This window comes from Iodidimonas sp. SYSU 1G8 (assembly GCF_039655775.1).
Lineage (GTDB): Bacteria > Pseudomonadota > Alphaproteobacteria > SMXS01 > SMXS01 > RI-34.
Genome location: NZ_JBBYXJ010000002.1, coordinates 1,313,670 through 1,331,026, shown reverse-complemented (window position 1 = coordinate 1,331,026; position 17,357 = coordinate 1,313,670). Strand labels below are relative to the sequence as shown.

14 protein-coding genes are annotated in these 17,357 nt (G+C 67.1%); 12 read left to right on the top strand and 2 right to left on the bottom strand.

Going from position 1 to position 17,357, the window contains the following annotated elements; genetic code table 11:
- Window positions 1-54 precede the first annotated feature (54 nt).
- Together WJU17_RS17500 and WJU17_RS17495 are read right to left on the bottom strand one after the other, a co-directional pair.
- The gene (locus WJU17_RS17500; RefSeq protein WP_346328986.1) at window positions 55-1,623 is read right to left on the bottom strand and encodes a phosphoenolpyruvate carboxykinase; all 1,569 of its coding nucleotides are present in this window, start codon (window positions 1,621-1,623) and stop codon (window positions 55-57) included.
- Window positions 1,624-1,813: 190 nt separating this feature from the next.
- Window positions 1,814-2,539: a DUF2470 domain-containing protein gene (locus tag WJU17_RS17495; protein ID WP_346328985.1), complete on the bottom strand. Its 726-nt coding sequence runs from the start codon at window positions 2,537-2,539 to the stop codon at window positions 1,814-1,816.
- Window positions 2,540-2,671: 132 nt separating this feature from the next.
- On the opposite strand from WJU17_RS17495, the gene WJU17_RS17490 reads away from it, so the two are divergent.
- The 12 genes from WJU17_RS17490 to addA all read left to right on the top strand — a co-directional run bounded on the left by WJU17_RS17490 (window position 2,672) and on the right by addA (window position 17,285).
- Entirely contained in the window at window positions 2,672-3,370 is a 699-nt protein-coding gene (locus tag WJU17_RS17490; protein WP_346328675.1) for a response regulator transcription factor, read from the top strand.
- Between the two features lie 24 nt (window positions 3,371-3,394).
- Window positions 3,395-5,119: a sensor histidine kinase gene (locus WJU17_RS17485; protein ID WP_346328674.1), complete on the top strand. Its 1,725-nt coding sequence runs from the start codon at window positions 3,395-3,397 to the stop codon at window positions 5,117-5,119.
- Window positions 5,116-5,550 carry an HPr kinase/phosphatase C-terminal domain-containing protein gene (locus tag WJU17_RS17480; protein WP_346328673.1) on the top strand — a complete coding sequence of 145 codons (435 nt, stop codon included), beginning with the start codon at window positions 5,116-5,118 and terminating at the stop codon, window positions 5,548-5,550. The genes WJU17_RS17485 and WJU17_RS17480 overlap by 4 nt, the downstream gene beginning before the upstream one ends.
- On the top strand, window positions 5,547-6,464 hold the full coding sequence (gene rapZ / locus WJU17_RS17475) for an RNase adapter RapZ (protein ID WP_346328672.1): 918 nt from the start codon (window positions 5,547-5,549) through the stop codon (window positions 6,462-6,464). Before WJU17_RS17480 ends, rapZ begins: the two co-directional genes overlap by 4 nt.
- Window positions 6,461-6,865 carry a PTS sugar transporter subunit IIA gene (locus WJU17_RS17470; protein ID WP_346328671.1) on the top strand — a complete coding sequence of 135 codons (405 nt, stop codon included), beginning with the start codon at window positions 6,461-6,463 and terminating at the stop codon, window positions 6,863-6,865. Before rapZ ends, WJU17_RS17470 begins: the two co-directional genes overlap by 4 nt.
- A 30-nt stretch (window positions 6,866-6,895) precedes the next feature.
- The gene (locus WJU17_RS17465; protein ID WP_346328670.1) at window positions 6,896-7,159 is read left to right on the top strand and encodes an HPr family phosphocarrier protein; all 264 of its coding nucleotides are present in this window, start codon (window positions 6,896-6,898) and stop codon (window positions 7,157-7,159) included.
- Between the two features lie 106 nt (window positions 7,160-7,265).
- Window positions 7,266-8,561, top strand: coding sequence for an adenosylhomocysteinase (ahcY, locus tag WJU17_RS17460; protein WP_346328669.1), 1,296 nt, complete (start codon window positions 7,266-7,268; stop codon window positions 8,559-8,561).
- Window positions 8,562-8,643: 82 nt separating this feature from the next.
- Complete coding sequence (gene tsaE, locus WJU17_RS17455) at window positions 8,644-9,111, top strand: tRNA (adenosine(37)-N6)-threonylcarbamoyltransferase complex ATPase subunit type 1 TsaE (protein WP_346328668.1); 468 nt, start codon at window positions 8,644-8,646, stop codon at window positions 9,109-9,111.
- The gene (locus WJU17_RS17450; protein WP_346328667.1) at window positions 9,108-10,136 is read left to right on the top strand and encodes a phosphotransferase; all 1,029 of its coding nucleotides are present in this window, start codon (window positions 9,108-9,110) and stop codon (window positions 10,134-10,136) included. Before tsaE ends, WJU17_RS17450 begins: the two co-directional genes overlap by 4 nt.
- A complete protein-coding gene (locus WJU17_RS17445; protein WP_346328666.1) occupies window positions 10,133-10,861 on the top strand; it encodes a nucleotidyltransferase family protein in 729 nt (242 codons plus the stop codon). The genes WJU17_RS17450 and WJU17_RS17445 overlap by 4 nt, the downstream gene beginning before the upstream one ends.
- Window positions 10,862-10,938: 77 nt before the next feature.
- The gene (gene addB, locus WJU17_RS17440) at window positions 10,939-13,881 is read left to right on the top strand and encodes a double-strand break repair protein AddB (RefSeq protein WP_346328665.1); all 2,943 of its coding nucleotides are present in this window, start codon (window positions 10,939-10,941) and stop codon (window positions 13,879-13,881) included.
- Entirely contained in the window at window positions 13,878-17,285 is a 3,408-nt protein-coding gene (gene addA, locus WJU17_RS17435; protein ID WP_346328664.1) for a double-strand break repair helicase AddA, read from the top strand. Before addB ends, addA begins: the two co-directional genes overlap by 4 nt.
- The last annotated feature ends 72 nt before the right edge of the window (window positions 17,286-17,357 follow it).

The following is a 17,357-nucleotide window of genomic DNA, read 5'->3' as shown; positions in this document are numbered from 1 at the left end:
AAAGAAACGGCGGGCCATGCCCGCCGTTCCACATAACACGGTGATTTCGACTGATCAGGCCGCCTTGGGCGCCGCCGCGCGAATCTTCTCGTCGACGTAGTCCTCGAACTTGGCGAAGTTCTTGATGAACAGGTCGACCAGGTGACGCGCCTTGGCGTCGTATGCCGCCTTGTCGGCCCAGGTCTCGCGCGGGTTGAGGATCTCCGCCGGCACGCCGTCGCAGGCGGTCGGCACTTCGAAACCGAAATTGGGGTCGATCACGGTCGGCGCGTTGGCGAGCGAGCCATCGAGCGCGGCGTTCAGCAGGGCGCGGGTGACCTTGATCGGCATGCGGCGGCCGGTGCCGAACTCGCCGCCGGTCCAGCCCGTGTTCACCAGCCAGCAATCGACCTCGTGATTGGCGATCTTTTCCTTCAGCAAATTGCCGTAGACCGACGGGTGACGCGGCATGAACGGCGCGCCGAAACAGGTGGAGAAGGTCGCCTGCGGCTCGTTGCCCAGACCCTTTTCCGTGCCGGCGACCTTGGCGGTGTAACCGGACAGGAAGTGGTACATGGCCTGTTCCGGCGACAGCTTGGCGATCGGCGGCATGACGCCGAACGCGTCGCAGGTCAGCATGATGATATTCTTCGGATGTCCGGCGACGCCAGTGTCCGAGGCGTTGGGAATGAACGACAGCGGATACGCGCCCCGGCTGTTTTCGGCCAGGCTGTCATCGTCCAGGTCCAGCTCGCGCGTGACCGGGTGCATGACCACATTCTCCAGCACCGTGCCGAAGCGCTTGGTGGTCGCGTAGATTTCTGGTTCCGCTTCGGCCGACAGGCGGATCATCTTGGCGTAGCAGCCGCCCTCGATATTGAACAGCGACGTGTTGCTCCAGCCATGTTCGTCATCGCCGATCAGCGTGCGCTTGGGATCGGCCGACAGGGTCGTCTTGCCGGTGCCGGACAGGCCGAAGAAGATCGCCGCGTCGCCCGCTTCGCCCACATTGGCAGAGCAATGCATGGACATGACGTCCTTGCCGGGCAGGATGTAGTTGAGGATCGAGAACACCGACTTCTTCATCTCGCCGGCATAGGAAGTGCCGCAGATCAGCACCACGCCGCGCGTGAAATCGAGCGCGATCACCGTTTCAGACCGCACGCCGTGACGGGCGGGATCCGCCAGGAAGTTCGGCGCGTGCAGGATGGTGAAGCCGGGCGCGAAGGCAGGCAATTCCTCGATCTTCGGCTCGATCAGCAGGTGGCGCAGGAACAGATTGTGCCAGGCATGCTCGTTGACCACACGCACGTTCAGGCGGTAGTCGGGATCGGCGCCGGCATAGAGGTCGGCGACGAACAGTTCACGGCCGCCGAGATAGTCGGTGATTTCCTGCTCGAGCTGGGCGAACTGGGCCGGGCTCATCTCGGTGTTGTTCGCCCACCAGATATGCTCTTCCGAGCCGGGCTCGCGGACGATGTACTTGTCCTTGGCGGAACGGCCGGTGTGCTGGCCGGTCTCGACGACGAAAGCGCCGCCGGCCGACACCTTGCCTTCACCGCGGCGGACGGCCTCTTCGTAGAGGGTCGCCGATCCCAGGTTCCAGTGGACCGGGCGCTGCGGCCTGATGCCGTGTTTGTCCAAGCCGAAGCTGCTGACGCGAGGGTCGTTGGTTCCCACGGGCCTATCTCCCAGTTGCACTGTCATGGTCTGTGGTGGATGCGCAGAATGCTGTCTTCAAGGGTCCGCACAGGTTCGCGAACGGTATAGGCATAGTCGCGTTTCGCTGGCAACGAGAGAATTGACGGGAATATGACAACGTATCTCAAGGCCCTTATGCGATAGCTGCACGGCGTGCCTGTTTCACCAGATCGACCAGCGCCGACCGCGCCTCGCCAGAGGACCCGACCAGTGTGTCGAAAATGAGACGTTCGCGCCGCGAACCTTCGGCGATATCAAAACCTTCGGCATCGATTCCGCACATGCGCCACGGGCCGGGCCCGGCGCCCTTCAACACTGTCGCATACAGCTCCAGCGCATCGGCATGATCCTCGTTCATATGCGAGACGATGCCCGCTTCGGCCGCCTGCAAGCCCTGCCACAGGCCGTCATCCAGCACGATATCGGCGCGGTCGGCCCATGCGATTCGTCCGAAGCCGGCAACGAGATGACCACGCGCTACCCGGAAGCGGTAGAGGCCGAAATCGGCGAACGCGGCATACGCCGCGGCGTGCGGATGGCGCGCCAGATAGCGGTCGCGGGCCGCCTCGTCTGCCGCGGGCTCGACGTGGCCGACCAGGGTGGCGCGCGGGCCGTCGAGGCCCAATCCATCCGTCCCGTCCAGCAACAGGCTCGCCGACGGGGACGCGCGCAGATTCATGGTGTGCTGAGCCAGGCCGGACAGCAGCAGCACTGGTTCCCCGGCGCCGTCCGTCGCCATCTCGACGAGCGACACATAGGGCGAGCCATCGGCCATCACGGTCCCGAGCGCCGCACGGACGGCTCGGCGCGCCAGGAACCTTATCTGACTGCCGGCGTTCGTGGTATCAGGCTCCGACATCGTCACGTGCGTGCTCGCCCTTATCTGGTCACGATTGGTTGCGAAGGTTGTAAAATCGCGCATAACGTCAAGATACAAGAGTCTCGGAACAACTGGGCTGTCCGCGCCGCAGGGTACGGACTGGGGAATTGAATGGCACCGACAATCGCACTGGTTGATGACGACCGCAACATTCTGACCTCCGTCGGCATGGCGCTGGAGGCGGAAGGACTGACCGTCCGGACCTATACGGACGGCACGTCGGCGCTCGCCGCGCTGACAACGCAGCCGGCCGATCTCGCCGTGCTGGACGTCAAGATGCCGCGCATGGATGGGATGGAGCTTTTGCAGAAGCTGCGCCGCGTCACCGACATGCCCGTCATCTTCCTGACGTCGAAAGACGAAGAGATCGACGAGGTGCTCGGCCTCAAGCTGGGCGCCGACGACTATATCCGCAAGCCATTCTCTCAGCGGCTTCTGATCGAACGTATTCGCGCCATCCTGCGCCGCGCCGAGGGCCGCTCGGTCGCTCCGGCCAGCGACAAGGTCATGGTGCGCGGCAAGCTGGTGATGGATCCGGGGCGCCACAGCTGCACCTGGGACGAGAAGCAGGTGACGCTCACCGTAACCGAATTCCTGATCCTGCAGGCGCTCGCGACCCGGCCGGGCCACGTCAAGACCCGCGACCAGCTGATGGACGCGGCCTATGACGACCAGGTCTATGTGGATGACCGGACCATCGACAGCCACATCAAGCGTCTGCGCAAGAAATTCCGCGAGATCGACGACAACTTTTCCGGGATCGAGACCCTGTACGGTATCGGGTACCGGTACGCCGAGGAAAAGACCTGACGGCGTCGGCCGAGGGGGCGGCCGATGCGGATCCGAAAATTCAACTGGCGCTCCAGGAGCCGCGTGGCGACGCCGTCGCATGGCTACCGGCGGCTGCCGTTTTCGGGGCTTACCGGCAGAATCCTGCTCCTCAACGTTATCGGCTTGGCCGTGCTGGTCGGCGGCATTCTCTATGTGAACCAGTATCGCACGGGACTGATCGAGACCCGCATGTCGGCGCTGCGCAGCCAGGCCGAGATGCTGGCGGGCGCGCTCGGCGAAACGGCGGGGAGTGAGACCGAGACCGGCCAGCTGGCCATGGAAGATGCCGCGTCTCTGCTGCGCCGGCTGTCCGCGGACCGGACCGACCGCGTCCGGCTGTTTCAGGTCGACGGCACCATGGCCCTCGACACCCGCAAGCTGAATCCGTCGACCCAGGTCGTCACCATCCCCCTGCCACCGCCAGGTGAACAGGACAAGGGTTTCAGCCTGAAGGCCGCGTGGTCCCGCCTCAAGGCGATGATGATCCGCGCCATGTCATCGGACCCCAATTACCCGCGTTATGAAGAGCGCTACGACCAGACGGCCGCCGACTATCCCGAAGTCCTCACGGCCCTGACGGGAGAAGCCTCGCAGGCGGTCAGGGTGAAGGCCGACCGCTCGCTCGTGCTGACGGTGGCCGTCCCCGTCGAGCATTTCCGGCATGTGCTGGCCGCCCTGCTGGTGTCGGCGGAGACCACCGAGATCGAGGAAGTGGTCCGGCAGGAACGGCTCGCGATCCTGGAAATCTTCCTCGTCGCCCTGTCGGTCACCGTGCTGCTGTCTTTCCTGCTGGCCGGCACCATCGCGCGGCCCGTCCAGCGGCTGGCCGCCTTCGCGCACACGGTCCGGCAGGGACGCGGCCGGGATGCCGTGGTGCCCGATTTTACCCGGCGCCGGGACGAAGTCGGTGACCTGTCGCGTGCCCTGCGCGACATGACCCAGGCGCTCTACCGGCGCATCGATACCATCGAGGGTTTCGCGGCCGACGTGGCGCACGAGGTGAAGAACCCGCTCACCTCGCTACGCAGCGCGGTCGAGACCATGGAGCGCACACAGAACCCCGATCACAAGGCGAAGCTGCTGCACATCATCAAGCATGATATCGACCGGCTCACCCGCCTGATCAGCGACATCTCGAACGCATCGCGCCTCGATGCCGAACTGCTCCGCGCCGACATGGAGCCCATCGACATCCCCAAGATGATGAAGGCGATCATCGGCATCTACCAGACCACCGATGAAAAGGGCCAGACGCTCCGCAAGGGAACGCCGCGGATCCAACTGGACGTGGACGGGTCCAATCTGGTGGTATACGGGATCGAGAGCCATCTTGGGCAGGTCATGCGCAACCTGATCGACAATGCCATCTCCTTCAGCCCGCCCGCGGGCCTGATCACCATCACCGTCCGCCGGAACCGCGACACCATCTTCATCTATGTGGATGACGAAGGTCCTGGCATTCCAGAGGAACGCGTGGAGGAGATATTCCAGCGTTTCTATTCCGAACGGCCGGAAACAGAGGCGTTCGGAAGCCATTCGGGTCTGGGCCTCAACATCTGCCGCCAGATCGTCGCCGTCCATGACGGGTCGATCCGCGCGGAAAACCGCTACAGCCCCGAAGGACCGGTCGGCCCCAGCATGGGCGCGCGCTTCACCATTACCCTGCCTGCGGTCGGGATTCAGCAGCGGGCCGCGCGTCCAGACAAGACGCCAACAGAAATCGCATGAGCACGGTCCACGCCACGTGTGTCTCGATCGACGGCATTGGAGTATTGCTCCGGGCACCGTCGGGCGGCGGCAAGTCGGATCTGGCGCTGCGTCTGATCGACGAAGGCGCGGCGCTGGTCAGCGACGATTACACCCATATCGAAATCCAGGACGGGCGTGTTCTGGCCAGCGCGCCGTCGACTATTCGGGGCATGATGGAAGTCCGTGGGCTCGGCCTCGTGCGATTGCCCTGCAGTTCGGACTCCGCGGTCGGCCTGATCGTCGATCTGGTCGAGCCGTCGGCCATCGAGAGGATGCCCGAGCCGGAAACCGCGCTGATCGACGGGGCCGGCGCCATCAGACTGCCCGTGATCAGGGTTGCGCCGTTCGAGGTGTCGGCAGCCGCCAAGATAAGGCTGGCCGTCCGGCGGTGCCGCGAGTCTGGTTCATGACCGGACCAACGGGAAACACGCGCGTCGTGCTGGTGACGGGATTGTCCGGGGCCGGCAAGAGCTCGGCGCTCAAGGCATTGGAAGACCTGGGATACGAGGCAGTGGACAACGTTCCGCTGTCGCTGGTGCCCAACCTGGTCCAGCCCACGGGCGACGATGAAGCGCCCGGTGCCGTCGCCGTCGGAGTGGACTGCCGCACCCGCGCGTTCAGCGCCGAGCGATTCGGCCGGCTCATGGCGGCGCTGCGGGCACGCGAGGATCTCGATCCGGCGCTGCTGTTCCTCGACGCGAACGACACGGTCCTGAACCGGCGCTTTACCGAGACGCGCCGGCGGCATCCACTGGCGATTGATCGTCCGGTACAGGATGGAATCGATCATGAACGGCAATTGATGAACCCGATCCGGGGCATCGCGGACCATCTGATCGACAGTTCCGACCTGACCGGCCATGATCTGCGCCGCCTGATGCGCAAACAGTTCCATCTGGACCGCCCCGACACTCTGGCCATCACCGTCACCTCGTTCTCCTTTCCGAGGGGCCTGCCGCGGGACGCGGACATGGTGATCGATGTGCGTTTTCTGCATAACCCTCATTACACACCGGAACTCCGGCCGCTGACGGGACGCGATCCCGGCGTGGCCGAATTCATCCGCCAGGACCCGGAGTTTCCCGGATTCTTCCAGCGTATCGGCGACCTTGTCCTGTCTCTGCTGCCAAATTACCACCGCGAGGGAAAAGCCTATCTGACCATTGCCTTCGGCTGTACCGGCGGACGTCACCGGTCGGTTTTCATCGCCGAAAGTCTCAGCACTCTCTTGCGTGACCGTGGCTTCGGGGTTACCACCGTGCACCGCGATGCCGTTATGGAGTCTGGCTCGCCCCCGCCAAGTCGTCAGGATAGCGATACATGATCGGGTTGGTTCTGGTTACCCATGGCCGTCTGGCTGAAGAGTTCGTCGCCGCCATGGAGCATGTGGTCGGGCCGCAAAAGCAGGTCCGGGCGATCTCGATCGGCCCCGAGGACGACATGGAACAACGCCGCAAGGATATCCTCGATGCCGTCGCGTCGGTTGATTCCGGCAAGGGCGTCGTCCTGTTGACCGACATGTTCGGTGGTACCCCGTCCAATCTGGCGATTTCCATCATGGACAAGGCCAAGGTCGAGGTCATCGCCGGGATCAACCTTCCCATGCTGATCAAGCTGGCGAGCGTCCGCCTGTCCTGCTCCCTGGAAGATGCTGTTGCTTCCGCACAGGAATCTGGGCGAAAATACATCAACGTCGCGTCCAAACTGCTGACGGGCAAGGACTGAGTGCCAGGGGAAACGCCTCGCAAGACCGTGATGATCACCAACCGCCGCGGGCTCCACGCGCGCGCGTCGGCGAAGTTCGTCAATGTGGCCGCTCAGTATGACGCCACGGTCTATGTCACCGGCCCCAGCGACGGCCGCGCGGAAGAACGTGTTGTCGGCACATCCATCATGGGACTGATGATGCTGGCCGCCGGCCCCGGCACGAAAATTCAGATCGAGGCAACCGGACCACAAGCCGACGAGGCGGTTAACGCATTGGCGGCGTTGGTGGAAGCCAAGTTTGACGAGGACTGATCGCTGTCAGGAAATATCGATAGAAATATATAAAGATATCTTTATACTTGCCGTCGCACGGACCTGAAGGGGTCCGCTCCCCCGTGTTATGGATGGCAGGATACCGATGAACGCGTTTACCGATTTCAAAGTCGCCGATATGTCGCTGGCGCCCTGGGGCCGCCGGGAAATCACCATTGCTGAAACCGAAATGCCCGGCCTGATGGCCCTGCGCGCCGAATATGGCGCCGCCCAGCCCTTGAAAGGCGCCCGCATCGCCGGCTGCCTGCACATGACGATCCAGACCGCCGTTCTCATCGAGACGCTCACCGCGCTGGGCGCAGAGATCCGCTGGAGCTCGTGCAATATCTTCTCGACCCAGGACCAGGCCGCCGCGGCCATCGCCGCCAGCGGAGTGCCCGTGTTCGCATGGAAGGGCCAGAACGAGCAGGAATTCGACTGGTGCATCGAACAGACCATCCTCGGTCCCGATGGCTGGCGCCCGAACATGATCTTGGACGATGGCGGCGACCTGACCGCCATGATGATCAACCGCTTCCCGGAACTGATGCCCGACGTTCGCGGTATTTCCGAGGAAACCACCACCGGCGTGCTGCGGCTCTACCAGCTGGAGAAGCAGGGCGGCCTGCCGGTGCCGTGCATCAACGTCAATGATTCGGTCACCAAGTCCAAGTTCGACAACCTGTATGGCTGCCGCGAGAGCCTGATCGACGGCATCAAGCGCGCCACCGACGTCATGCTCGCCGGCAAGGTCGCCGTCGTCGCCGGCTATGGCGACGTGGGCAAAGGCTGCGCCGCCAGCTTGCGCGGCCAGGGCGCCCGGGTGTTGATCACCGAGATCGACCCGATCTGCGCCCTGCAGGCCGCCATGGAAGGATATCAGGTCGTGACCATGGAAGAAGCCGCCGCCATCGGCGACATCTTCGTCACCGCGACCGGCAATATCGACATCATCACGCTCGACCACATGCACGAGATGAAGGACCGGGCGATCGTCTGCAACATCGGCCATTTCGACAGCGAGATTCAGGTGTCGCGTCTGCACAACTTCTCGTGGCACGAAGTGAAGCCGCAGGTGGACGAGATCGAATTCCCCAACGGCAAGCGCATCATCCTGCTCGCCAAGGGCCGCCTGGTGAATTTGGGCTGCGCCACCGGTCACCCCAGCTTCGTCATGAGCACCTCGTTCACCAACCAGGTGATCGCGCAGATCGAGCTGTGGCAGAACCACGCCAATTACGAAAAGAAGGTCTATGTGCTGCCCAAGCACCTGGACGAAAAGGTCGCCCGCCTGCACCTCGCACGCCTCAACGCCAAGCTGACCGTGCTGCGCCCCGATCAGGCGGCCTATATCAACATCACTCCGGAAGGCCCCTACAAGGCCGATCATTATCGCTACTAGGATTTCCGGCATTCCGGACGGCAGCCCCCGCCTTGCGCGGGGGTTGTCATTTCTGGCGCCATCGCCAATAAGCTTGTCATCCATGATCACCCTCGACCTGCCCGACATCGACACCACGGCCCGCATCGCGGGACGGCTCGCGCCATTGCTGCGCCGGGGTGACGTGATCGCCCTGTTCGGCGATCTGGGCGCGGGCAAGACCGCGTTCGCCCGCTTTCTCATCCAGGCGCTGGGCGTCGAGGACGAGGTGCCGAGCCCGACCTTCACCCTGGTCCAGACCTATGACGTGGCGGACCGCGATTTCGACGCCATCTGGCATTTCGACCTGTACCGCATCGACGACCCGGACGACGTGCCGGAACTGGGCATGGACGAAGCCTTCGACACCGGCGTCACGCTCATCGAATGGCCAGAACGCATGGGCGCCGCCCTGCCCGAGGACAGGCTTTCCATCCATCTGAGTTTGGTGGAGGATCGGCGCCGCATGACCCTTTCCGGCGGCCCGTCCTGGACAGACCGCCTCCGGCAACTGGAGGAAGAACCGAATTGAGCCGCGAAGCCGAGATCGACGCTTTCCTGGCGCGCGTCTGGACGCCCGGCGCCGTCTGGCGCCCGCTGGCCGCCGACGCCTCGTTCCGCCGCTATTTCCGGATCGAGGGCGAGCCGCGCGCCGTGCTGATGGATGCGCCGCCGGACAAGGAGGACGTGCGTCCCTTCATGGCCATCGGCGACTATCTGGTCGAGAACGGCTTCAGCGCCCCGCGCGTCATCGCCGCCGACATCGCCGAGGGGTTCCTGCTGCTGGAGGACCTGGGCGATGACACCTTCACCCGCCTGATCGCGCGCGATCCCGCCACCGAGAGGGCGCTCTATGCCGCCGCCATCGACGTGCTGGCCGACCTGCACCGCATCGCGCCGCCCAGGCTCCTGCCGGTACGCGGCGCGGCGCCGTTCGAGTTGCCCGTCTACGACGACGACACCCTGACGCGCGAGGTGCTGCTGTTCCCGGACTGGTACCTGCCGGCGCGCACCGGACATGCGACACCGGGCGATGCCGGAGCCGAGTTCGAGGCGCTGTGGCGCGCGGTTTTTCCGCTGGTGCGCGGCGGCCCGGATACGCTGGTTCTGCTGGACTACCACGCCGACAATCTGATGGCCCTGCCCGGCCGCGACGGCACCGCCGGGATCGGGCTGCTGGACTTTCAGGATGGCCGGGTCGGCCCGGCCGCTTACGATCTGGTCTCTCTGCTGCAGGACTGCCGCCGCTGCGTCTCCGCCGCGCTGGAAGAGGCGATGTTGGAGCGCTATCTGGCCGCCCGGCCGGATGTGGACCGCGAGGCCTTCATGACCGCCTACTGGGTGCTGGGCGCCCAGCGCAACACCAAGATCATCGGCATCTTCACCCGGCTGTGGAAGCGCGACGGCAAGCCCCGCTATCCCACCATGATCCCCAATCTGTGGACGCTGCTGGAGCGCGGGCTGGAACATCCGGAGCTGGAAGACCTGAAATTGTGGTTCGACACCCACTGCCCGGCGGACACCCGCCGGCTGCCGCTGGCCGGACATCGGGCATGAGCGATCTTCCCAGGCGCGCCATGGTCCTCTGCGCCGGACTGGGCACCCGGCTGTTGCCGCTGACCAGTGACCGGCCCAAGGCGCTGGTGGACGTGGCAGGCAAGCCGCTGGTGGACTGGACGCTGGACGCGCTTGCGCAAGCCGGCGTCGAAGACGCGGTGGTCAATCACCACTATTTCGGCGGCATGCTGGTCGAGCATCTGGCCGCGCGAACGGCGCCGCCCCGCGTGACCCTGTCCGACGAGAGCGCGCTGCTGATGGACACGGGCGGCGGCGTGGTCAAGGCCCTGCCGCTGCTGGGCGACGAGCCCTTCTTCATCATCAATGCCGACGTGGTCTGGACCGATGGCGGGCAGGATACCCTGCACCGAATGGCCGCCACGTGGGACCCCGCGCGCATGGACGCGTTGCTGCTGGTCGCGCCGAAGGAACGCACGGTCGGCTTCGGCGGGGCGGGCGATTTCTTTCTTGAGCCGGACGGGCGCCTGCGCCGCCGCAAGCCCGCGCCCGAGGCGCCGATGATCTATGCCAGCATCCAGATCGCCAGCGCCGCCGCGTTCGCGAACGTGCCGGAAGGTCCCTTTTCAAACAATCTGATCTGGGACCGCGCACTGGCGAGCGGCCGGCTGTTCGGCCTCGAACATGAAGGCTGGTGGCTCGACGCCGGCACGGTGGACGGCCGCGACAAAGCGGAAGCGTTCCTGAAGGAACTTTGCGATAGTTAGGGCATGTTCCCGCTGCCGCGCACCCCGTCCATGATGCCGCACCGCCATCCCCGCGGCTTGAGAAGCGCCCGCGCGTCATGAGCAAACCCGCCATTTTCACCATTCCGGCCGGCACGTCCTTCGTCGACGCGCTGGCGCGCGGGCTGCTGGAGCGACATGGTGGCGACCCGCTATCCCTTGGCCGCGTGCGCGTGCTGCTGCCGACACGGCGGGCGGCGCGGACCCTGCGCGAGGCGTTCCTGCGCCTGTCCGACGGCAAGGCGCTGATCCTGCCGGTGATGCAGCCGCTGGGCGACGTGGACGAGGGCGAGTTGAGTCTGACCGGCGTGGTCGGCGACGGCGCGGCGGCGCTCGATGTTCCGCCCGCGATCCCGCCGCTGGAGCGGACGCTGCTGCTGTCCAATCTGGTGCTGGCATGGCGCCGCGCCCAGGGCGACGACAGCGACGATCCCGCGCAGGCCTTCAGGCTCGCCGCCGAACTCGCCGGCTTCCTCGACCAGGTCCAGACCGAAGGCTGCAGCCTGTCCGACCTGCATACACTGGTCCCCGAGGAGTTCGCCGGCCACTGGCAGGTCACCATCGAGTTCCTCAAGATCGTCGGCGAGGCCTGGCCGGCGATCTTGGCCGAGCGCGGCTACCTCGACCCCGCCGCCCGGCGCGACCGGCTGCTGCGCCTGCTCGCGGCGAACTGGCGCGACCAGCCGCCGCCCTTCCCGGTGATCGCCGCCGGCTCGACCGGCTCCATCCCCGCCAGCGCCGAACTGATCGGCATCATCGCGCGGCTGCCGCAGGGCGCCGTCGTTCTGCCCGGTTTCCAGACCGGCATGGATACCGAAAGCTGGGAGGCGCTGGAGCCCAGCCACCCGCAATTCGGCATGAAGCAGCTTCTGTCGCGCATGGCCGTCGACCGGGAGGAGGTCGATCTCTGGCACGGTGCCGCGCCGGAGTCGCCGCAGCGCGTGCGCCTGCTGAACGAGGCCATGCGCCCGGCACGGACGACCACGGAATGGCGCGGCCTGAAGCTGGACCGCCGCGCCGCGCTGGCCGGGATCTACCGGATCGACGCGCCCATCGAGCAGGACGAGGCCGGCGCCATTGCCGTTATCCTGCGTGAGGTGCTGGAGACGCCAGGGCGCACCGCCGCGCTGGTGACGCCGGAGCGCAATCTCGCGCGCCGGGTCGCCGCCGCGCTGCGCCGCTGGGAGATCGAGATCGACGATTCCGCCGGCACGCCACTGTCGCAGACGCCGACGGCCTCGTTCCTGCGCCTGACCGCCGACATGGCCCTGACCGCTGCCGCCCCGGTTCCCCTGCTGGCCGCCCTGAAACATCCCCTCGCCGCGGGCGGGCAATCGCCGGGCGCCTTCCGATCCAGGGTCCGGCGGCTGGAGCGTACCGTGCTGCGCGGCCCACGGCCCCTGCCCGGTCTCGCGGGGATCGCGCAGGCGATCGAGACGTCGGAGTCGCCGGGTCAGGACACGCTTCTGGCTTGGTGGCAGGGCGTCCGCACGCTGCTCGAGCCGTTCATGGACATGGTCGAGGGTGGTCCCGCGCCATTGCCGGAAATGGTGCGCGCGCACATCGCCGCCGCCGAAGCGCTGGCGGATACCGATGACGAAAAGGGCGCCGCCCGGCTCTGGGTGGAGGCCGCCGGCGAGGCCGCCGCCGCGTTCCTGGAGGAGTTCATCCACACCGCCGACAATCTGGCCATCGACGCGCGCCATTACCCCGCTTTGCTGGATGCCGCCATGCAGGACCGTGTGGTGCGGCCCGCCTTCGGCCGTCATCCGCGCCTGTCCATCCTGGGTCCGCTGGAAGCGCGCCTGCATCATGCCGACGTGATGATCCTGGGCGGCCTGAACGAAGGCAGCTGGCCGCCGCAGGCCAGCGCCGATCCGTGGATGAGCCGGCCCATGAAGCAGCGCTTCGGCCTGCCGCTGCCCGAGCGCCGGATCGGCCTGTCGGCCCATGATTTCGTCCAGGGCGCCGCCGCGCCGCTGGTCTACCTGACCCGCGCCGACAAGGTCGGCGGATCGCCGACCCTGCCGTCCCGCTGGCTGCTGCGGCTCGACGCGCTGGTCGGCCACGATCGCTGGCCGCGTCCGCCGCATCTGGACTGGCACGGCCTGCTCGATCATGTCCCGGGCGATCCCTCGCCCTGCCCGCCGCCCGAGCCCCGCCCGCCCGTGGAAGCCCGGCCGCGCAAGCTGTCGGTGACGCGGATCGAGGCGTGGCTGCGCGATCCCTACGCACTGTACGCCCAGCGCATCCTCAGGCTCGATCCGCTCGACCCGCTGGACGCGGACCCGGGCGCGGCCGACCGGGGCAATCTGATCCACGACGCCCTGCACCAGTATCTGGAAGCCCATCCCGCGCTTACGCCCGATGCCTTCGAGCGGCTGATCGAGCATGGCCGGGCCGCGTTCGGGCCGCTGATGGACAAGCCGTTGGTCCGCTCGTTCTGGTGGCCCCGGTTCCAGCAGATCGCGCGCTGGTTTCTTGCCCAGCAGGAAGAGCGCACGGCCGCGAAGTCTTCCCCCGCCTTGCTGGAGCGGCGCGGCGAACTGGTCCTGTCCGGCTTTGAGCAGGGCGATTTCATCCTGTCCGCCAAGGCCGACCGCATCGACCGGCGCGCCGACGGCTCCTATGAGATCATCGACTACAAGACCGGCGGCGCGCCCAATGCCGCCCGCCTGCTCGCCGGCTATGCCGCCCAGATGCCGCTGCAGGCGATGATGCTGCGCCGGGGCGCGTTCGAGAGCCTCACCGGCCTGGTCGCCGAGCTGGCCTGGTGGACGCTGAAGGGTGAAGGCAAGGCCAACCAGATCAAGCTGGCCAGCGCCCTGATCGAGGACCACGCGACGCTGGATACCCTGGTCGAGGAGGCCGAAGCGGGCCTGCGCCGCCTCATCGCCACCTTCGACCTCCCAGAGACGCCCTATGTGTCGCAGCCCAACCCGCTGGAGACCGGCTTCGGCGAATACGATCATCTGGCCCGCGTGAAGGAGTGGAGCGAATGAGCACCCTGCTCCGCGAGCCGAGCAAGCAGGACCTCGCCGCCAATCCGGGCACATCGGCCTGGGTCGGCGCGTCGGCCGGCACCGGCAAGACGTACATGCTCACCAACCGCGTGCTGCGCCTGCTGCTGGCGGACGCGCGGCCGCAGGGCATTCTGTGCCTGACCTTCACCAAGGCCGCCGCCGCCGAAATGGCGAACCGGGTGAACAGCCGCCTTGCCGAATGGGCGACGGCGGACGACGACGTTCTCTACAAGGCTCTGGCCACGCTGGAAGAGGGTATTCCGCCCAACGCGGTGCGCATCGCCAAGGCCAGGCGGCTGTTCGCCGAGGTCCTGGACGTCCCCGGCGGCCTGAAGATCGAGACCATTCACGCCTTCTGCCAGTCGCTGATGTCGCGCTTTCCGCTGGAAACCGGCATCGCGCCGCACTTTCAGGTGATGGATGACCGCTCCGCCGCCGAACTGATGATGGACGCCGTCGCCCGTGTGCTGGCCCGCGCCCATGCCGGCCGCGATCCGGACCTGACCGAGGCGCTCGACTTCGTGTCGGCCCATCTCACCGACTTCCAGTTCACCGGCCTGCTGCGCGAGCTGACGGCGCGTCCGGCGGCCTTTGCCGGCAACGACGACAGCCGCCTCTACCGCCTGCTCGGCCTCGAACCGGGCACGACCGAGCGAGACATCATCGCGGCGGCCTGCCGCGACGGCGTCTTCGAGCATGCCGGGCTGCAGCGGATCTGCGCGGCCATGACGGGCGGATCGACCACCGATCAGACGCGCGGCGCGGGCATCGCCGACTGGCTGGCGGCGAGTGAAAGCGACCGCGCTGGGCGGTTCGCCGAGTATGCCGCCCTGTTCCTCACGGCGAGCGCGCCCGCGAAGATCCGCGAGCGGCTGGTCACGGCCAAGATCACCAAGACGCATCCCGACGCGACCGACGTACTGGCAAGCGAGGGCGCGCGCCTGCTCGATGTCGCCACCCGGATCAAGGCGGTGCGCGCCGCGACGGCCAGCAGCGCCCTCGCTGTCCTCGGCCGCGCGCTCAGCCGGACCTATGCCGCGCTGAAGGAACAGCGCGCGGTGCTGGACTATGACGACCTGATCGCCAAGGCGCGGGCGCTGGTCACCGGCAGCACGGCTTGGGTGCTCTACAAGCTGGACGAAGGTCTCGACCACATCCTGGTCGACGAGGCGCAGGACACCAATCCCGACCAGTGGGCGGTGATCGACGCCCTCGCCGCCGAGTTCTTCACCGGCCAAGGCGCGCGCGATGGCGAGCGCACCATCTTCGCCGTGGGCGATGCCAAGCAATCCATCTACAGCTTCCAGCGCGCCGAACCGGCCGAGTTCGAGCGCATGCGCCGCACCTTCCGCCGCCGGGCCGATCTGGTAGACAAGCGGTTCCTGGACGCCAGCCTGGAAATCTCCTTCCGCTCCACGGAAGCGGTTCTCGCCCTGGTCGACGCCGTGTTCCAGAACGACGTCGCCCGCAACGGGCTGGTGTTCGGCGAACCGGGCGATCCCGGCCGCATCGAACGGATCGAGCACAAGGCCTACCGCAAGGGCGTCGCGGGCGAGGTGGAACTATGGCCGGTGGAGCGCCCGCCAGAAGTCGAGGCGCCCGGCAACTGGGAGCCGCCCGTCCGGCGCCGGCCCATCGAGCCGGCGGAAACCCGGCTGGCGCGGCGCATCGCCCGCCAGATCCGGCACTGGCTCGACACGGGCGCGCCGCTGGAGTCCGCAGGCCGCCCGATCCGACCGGACGACGTGATGGTGCTGGTGCGGCGGCGCAACAGCTTCTTTACCGCCATGGTCCGCGAGCTGAAGGCCGCGCAGGTGCCCGTCGCCGGCGTGGACCGCATGGTGCTGACCGAACAGCTCGCGGTGATGGACCTGCTGGCGCTGGGCCGCTTCGTGCTGATGCCCGAGGACGACCTGACCCTGGCCGTGGTGCTGAAATCGCCGCTGGTCGGCCTGTCCGAGGACGATCTGTTCCGGCTGGCCTATCAGCGCGAGGGCCGCCTGTGGCCCGCGCTGACCGCCCGGCGCGAGGAGCCCGCCTTCGCGCCGGCCTGGGCGTTCCTGGGCCACTGCCTCGCCCGGGCCGACTTCGTGCCGCCCTACGAGTTCTATGCCGAGGTGCTGGATACCGGCCGGCGCCGTGCCATGCTGAAGCGGCTCGGGCTCGACGCGCTCGATCCCATGGACGAGTTCCTCGCCCTCGCGCTGGACTACGAGCGCAACCACGCGCCGTCGTTGCAGGGCTTCATCCACTGGATCGAGGCCGCCGAGACCGAGGTCAAGCGCGAGCTGGAACAGGGCAATGGCCAGGTCCGCGTCATGACCGTCCACGGCGCCAAGGGCCTGCAGGCGCCCATCGTCTTCCTGCCCGACACCTGCACCATCCCGCAGGATGCCCGCTCGCTCTACTGGCTGGAGGAGGACACCGGCGCACCGGTGCTCGCCTGGCCGGTCAGGGCCGAGAACGTGGTCGGCGCCATCGCCGAGGCGCGCGACGCCGGCAAGCGCAAGCGCGACGAGGAATACAACCGCCAGCTCTACGTGGCGCTGACCCGGGCCGGCGACCGGCTTTACGTCTGCGGCTACGAGACGGCGCGCGGCCGCCCCGCCAATTGCTGGTACGACCTTACCGCCGAGGCGTTCGACCGGCTCGGAGCGGCCGAAGCCAAGGACTTCGCCGGCAATCCGGTGCGCCGGCTGCGCATGGGCGGCGAGGTCGTCGAACAGGAGGTGACCCTGCCAACGCCGGCCGGACCAGCGCCCGCGCCACTATGGCTTGCCGCGCCGCCGCCCGAGGAACCGGCGCCCGTCCGGCCGCTGGCGCCGTCGCGCCCCACCTTGCCGGAAATGCCGGTGCGCAGCCCCATGGAGGCCGGCGACCGCGAGCGCTTCCTGCGCGGCACGCTGATGCACCGCCTGCTGCAATGGCTGCCCGACGTGGCGCCCGCCGAACGCCCCGGCGCCGCGCGCCGCTTCCTCGGCCAGCCCGGCCACGGCCTTTCCTCCGCCGTCGTCGCCGCCTGGACGGAGGAAGTGCTGCGCATCCTGGACGATCCGGCCTGCGCCGCCCTGTTCGGCCCCGGCAGCGCGGCGGAAGTGCCGGTCACCGGCCTGCTCGGCACCCGCGCCATCAGCGGCCAGATCGACCGGCTCGCCGTCACCGAGGACGCGGTGATGATCGTCGACTACAAGACCAACCGGCCGCCGCCATTGTGCGCCGAAGACGTGCCGCCACTCTATCTGGGACAGATGGCCGCTTATCGCGATCTGCTGCGCCGGATCTATCCCGGCAGGCCGGTGCGCTGCGCTCTTTTGTGGACCGACGGCCCCAGCCTGATGACCTTGCCCGACGCGCTGCTCGACCCCCACGCCCCGGCGCCGTGACGTGCCCTTGACCTGCCCCCTGGGTCACCCTACCTTCGTAGGCCAGCACTTCATGCGATGAAGGAATTTTCT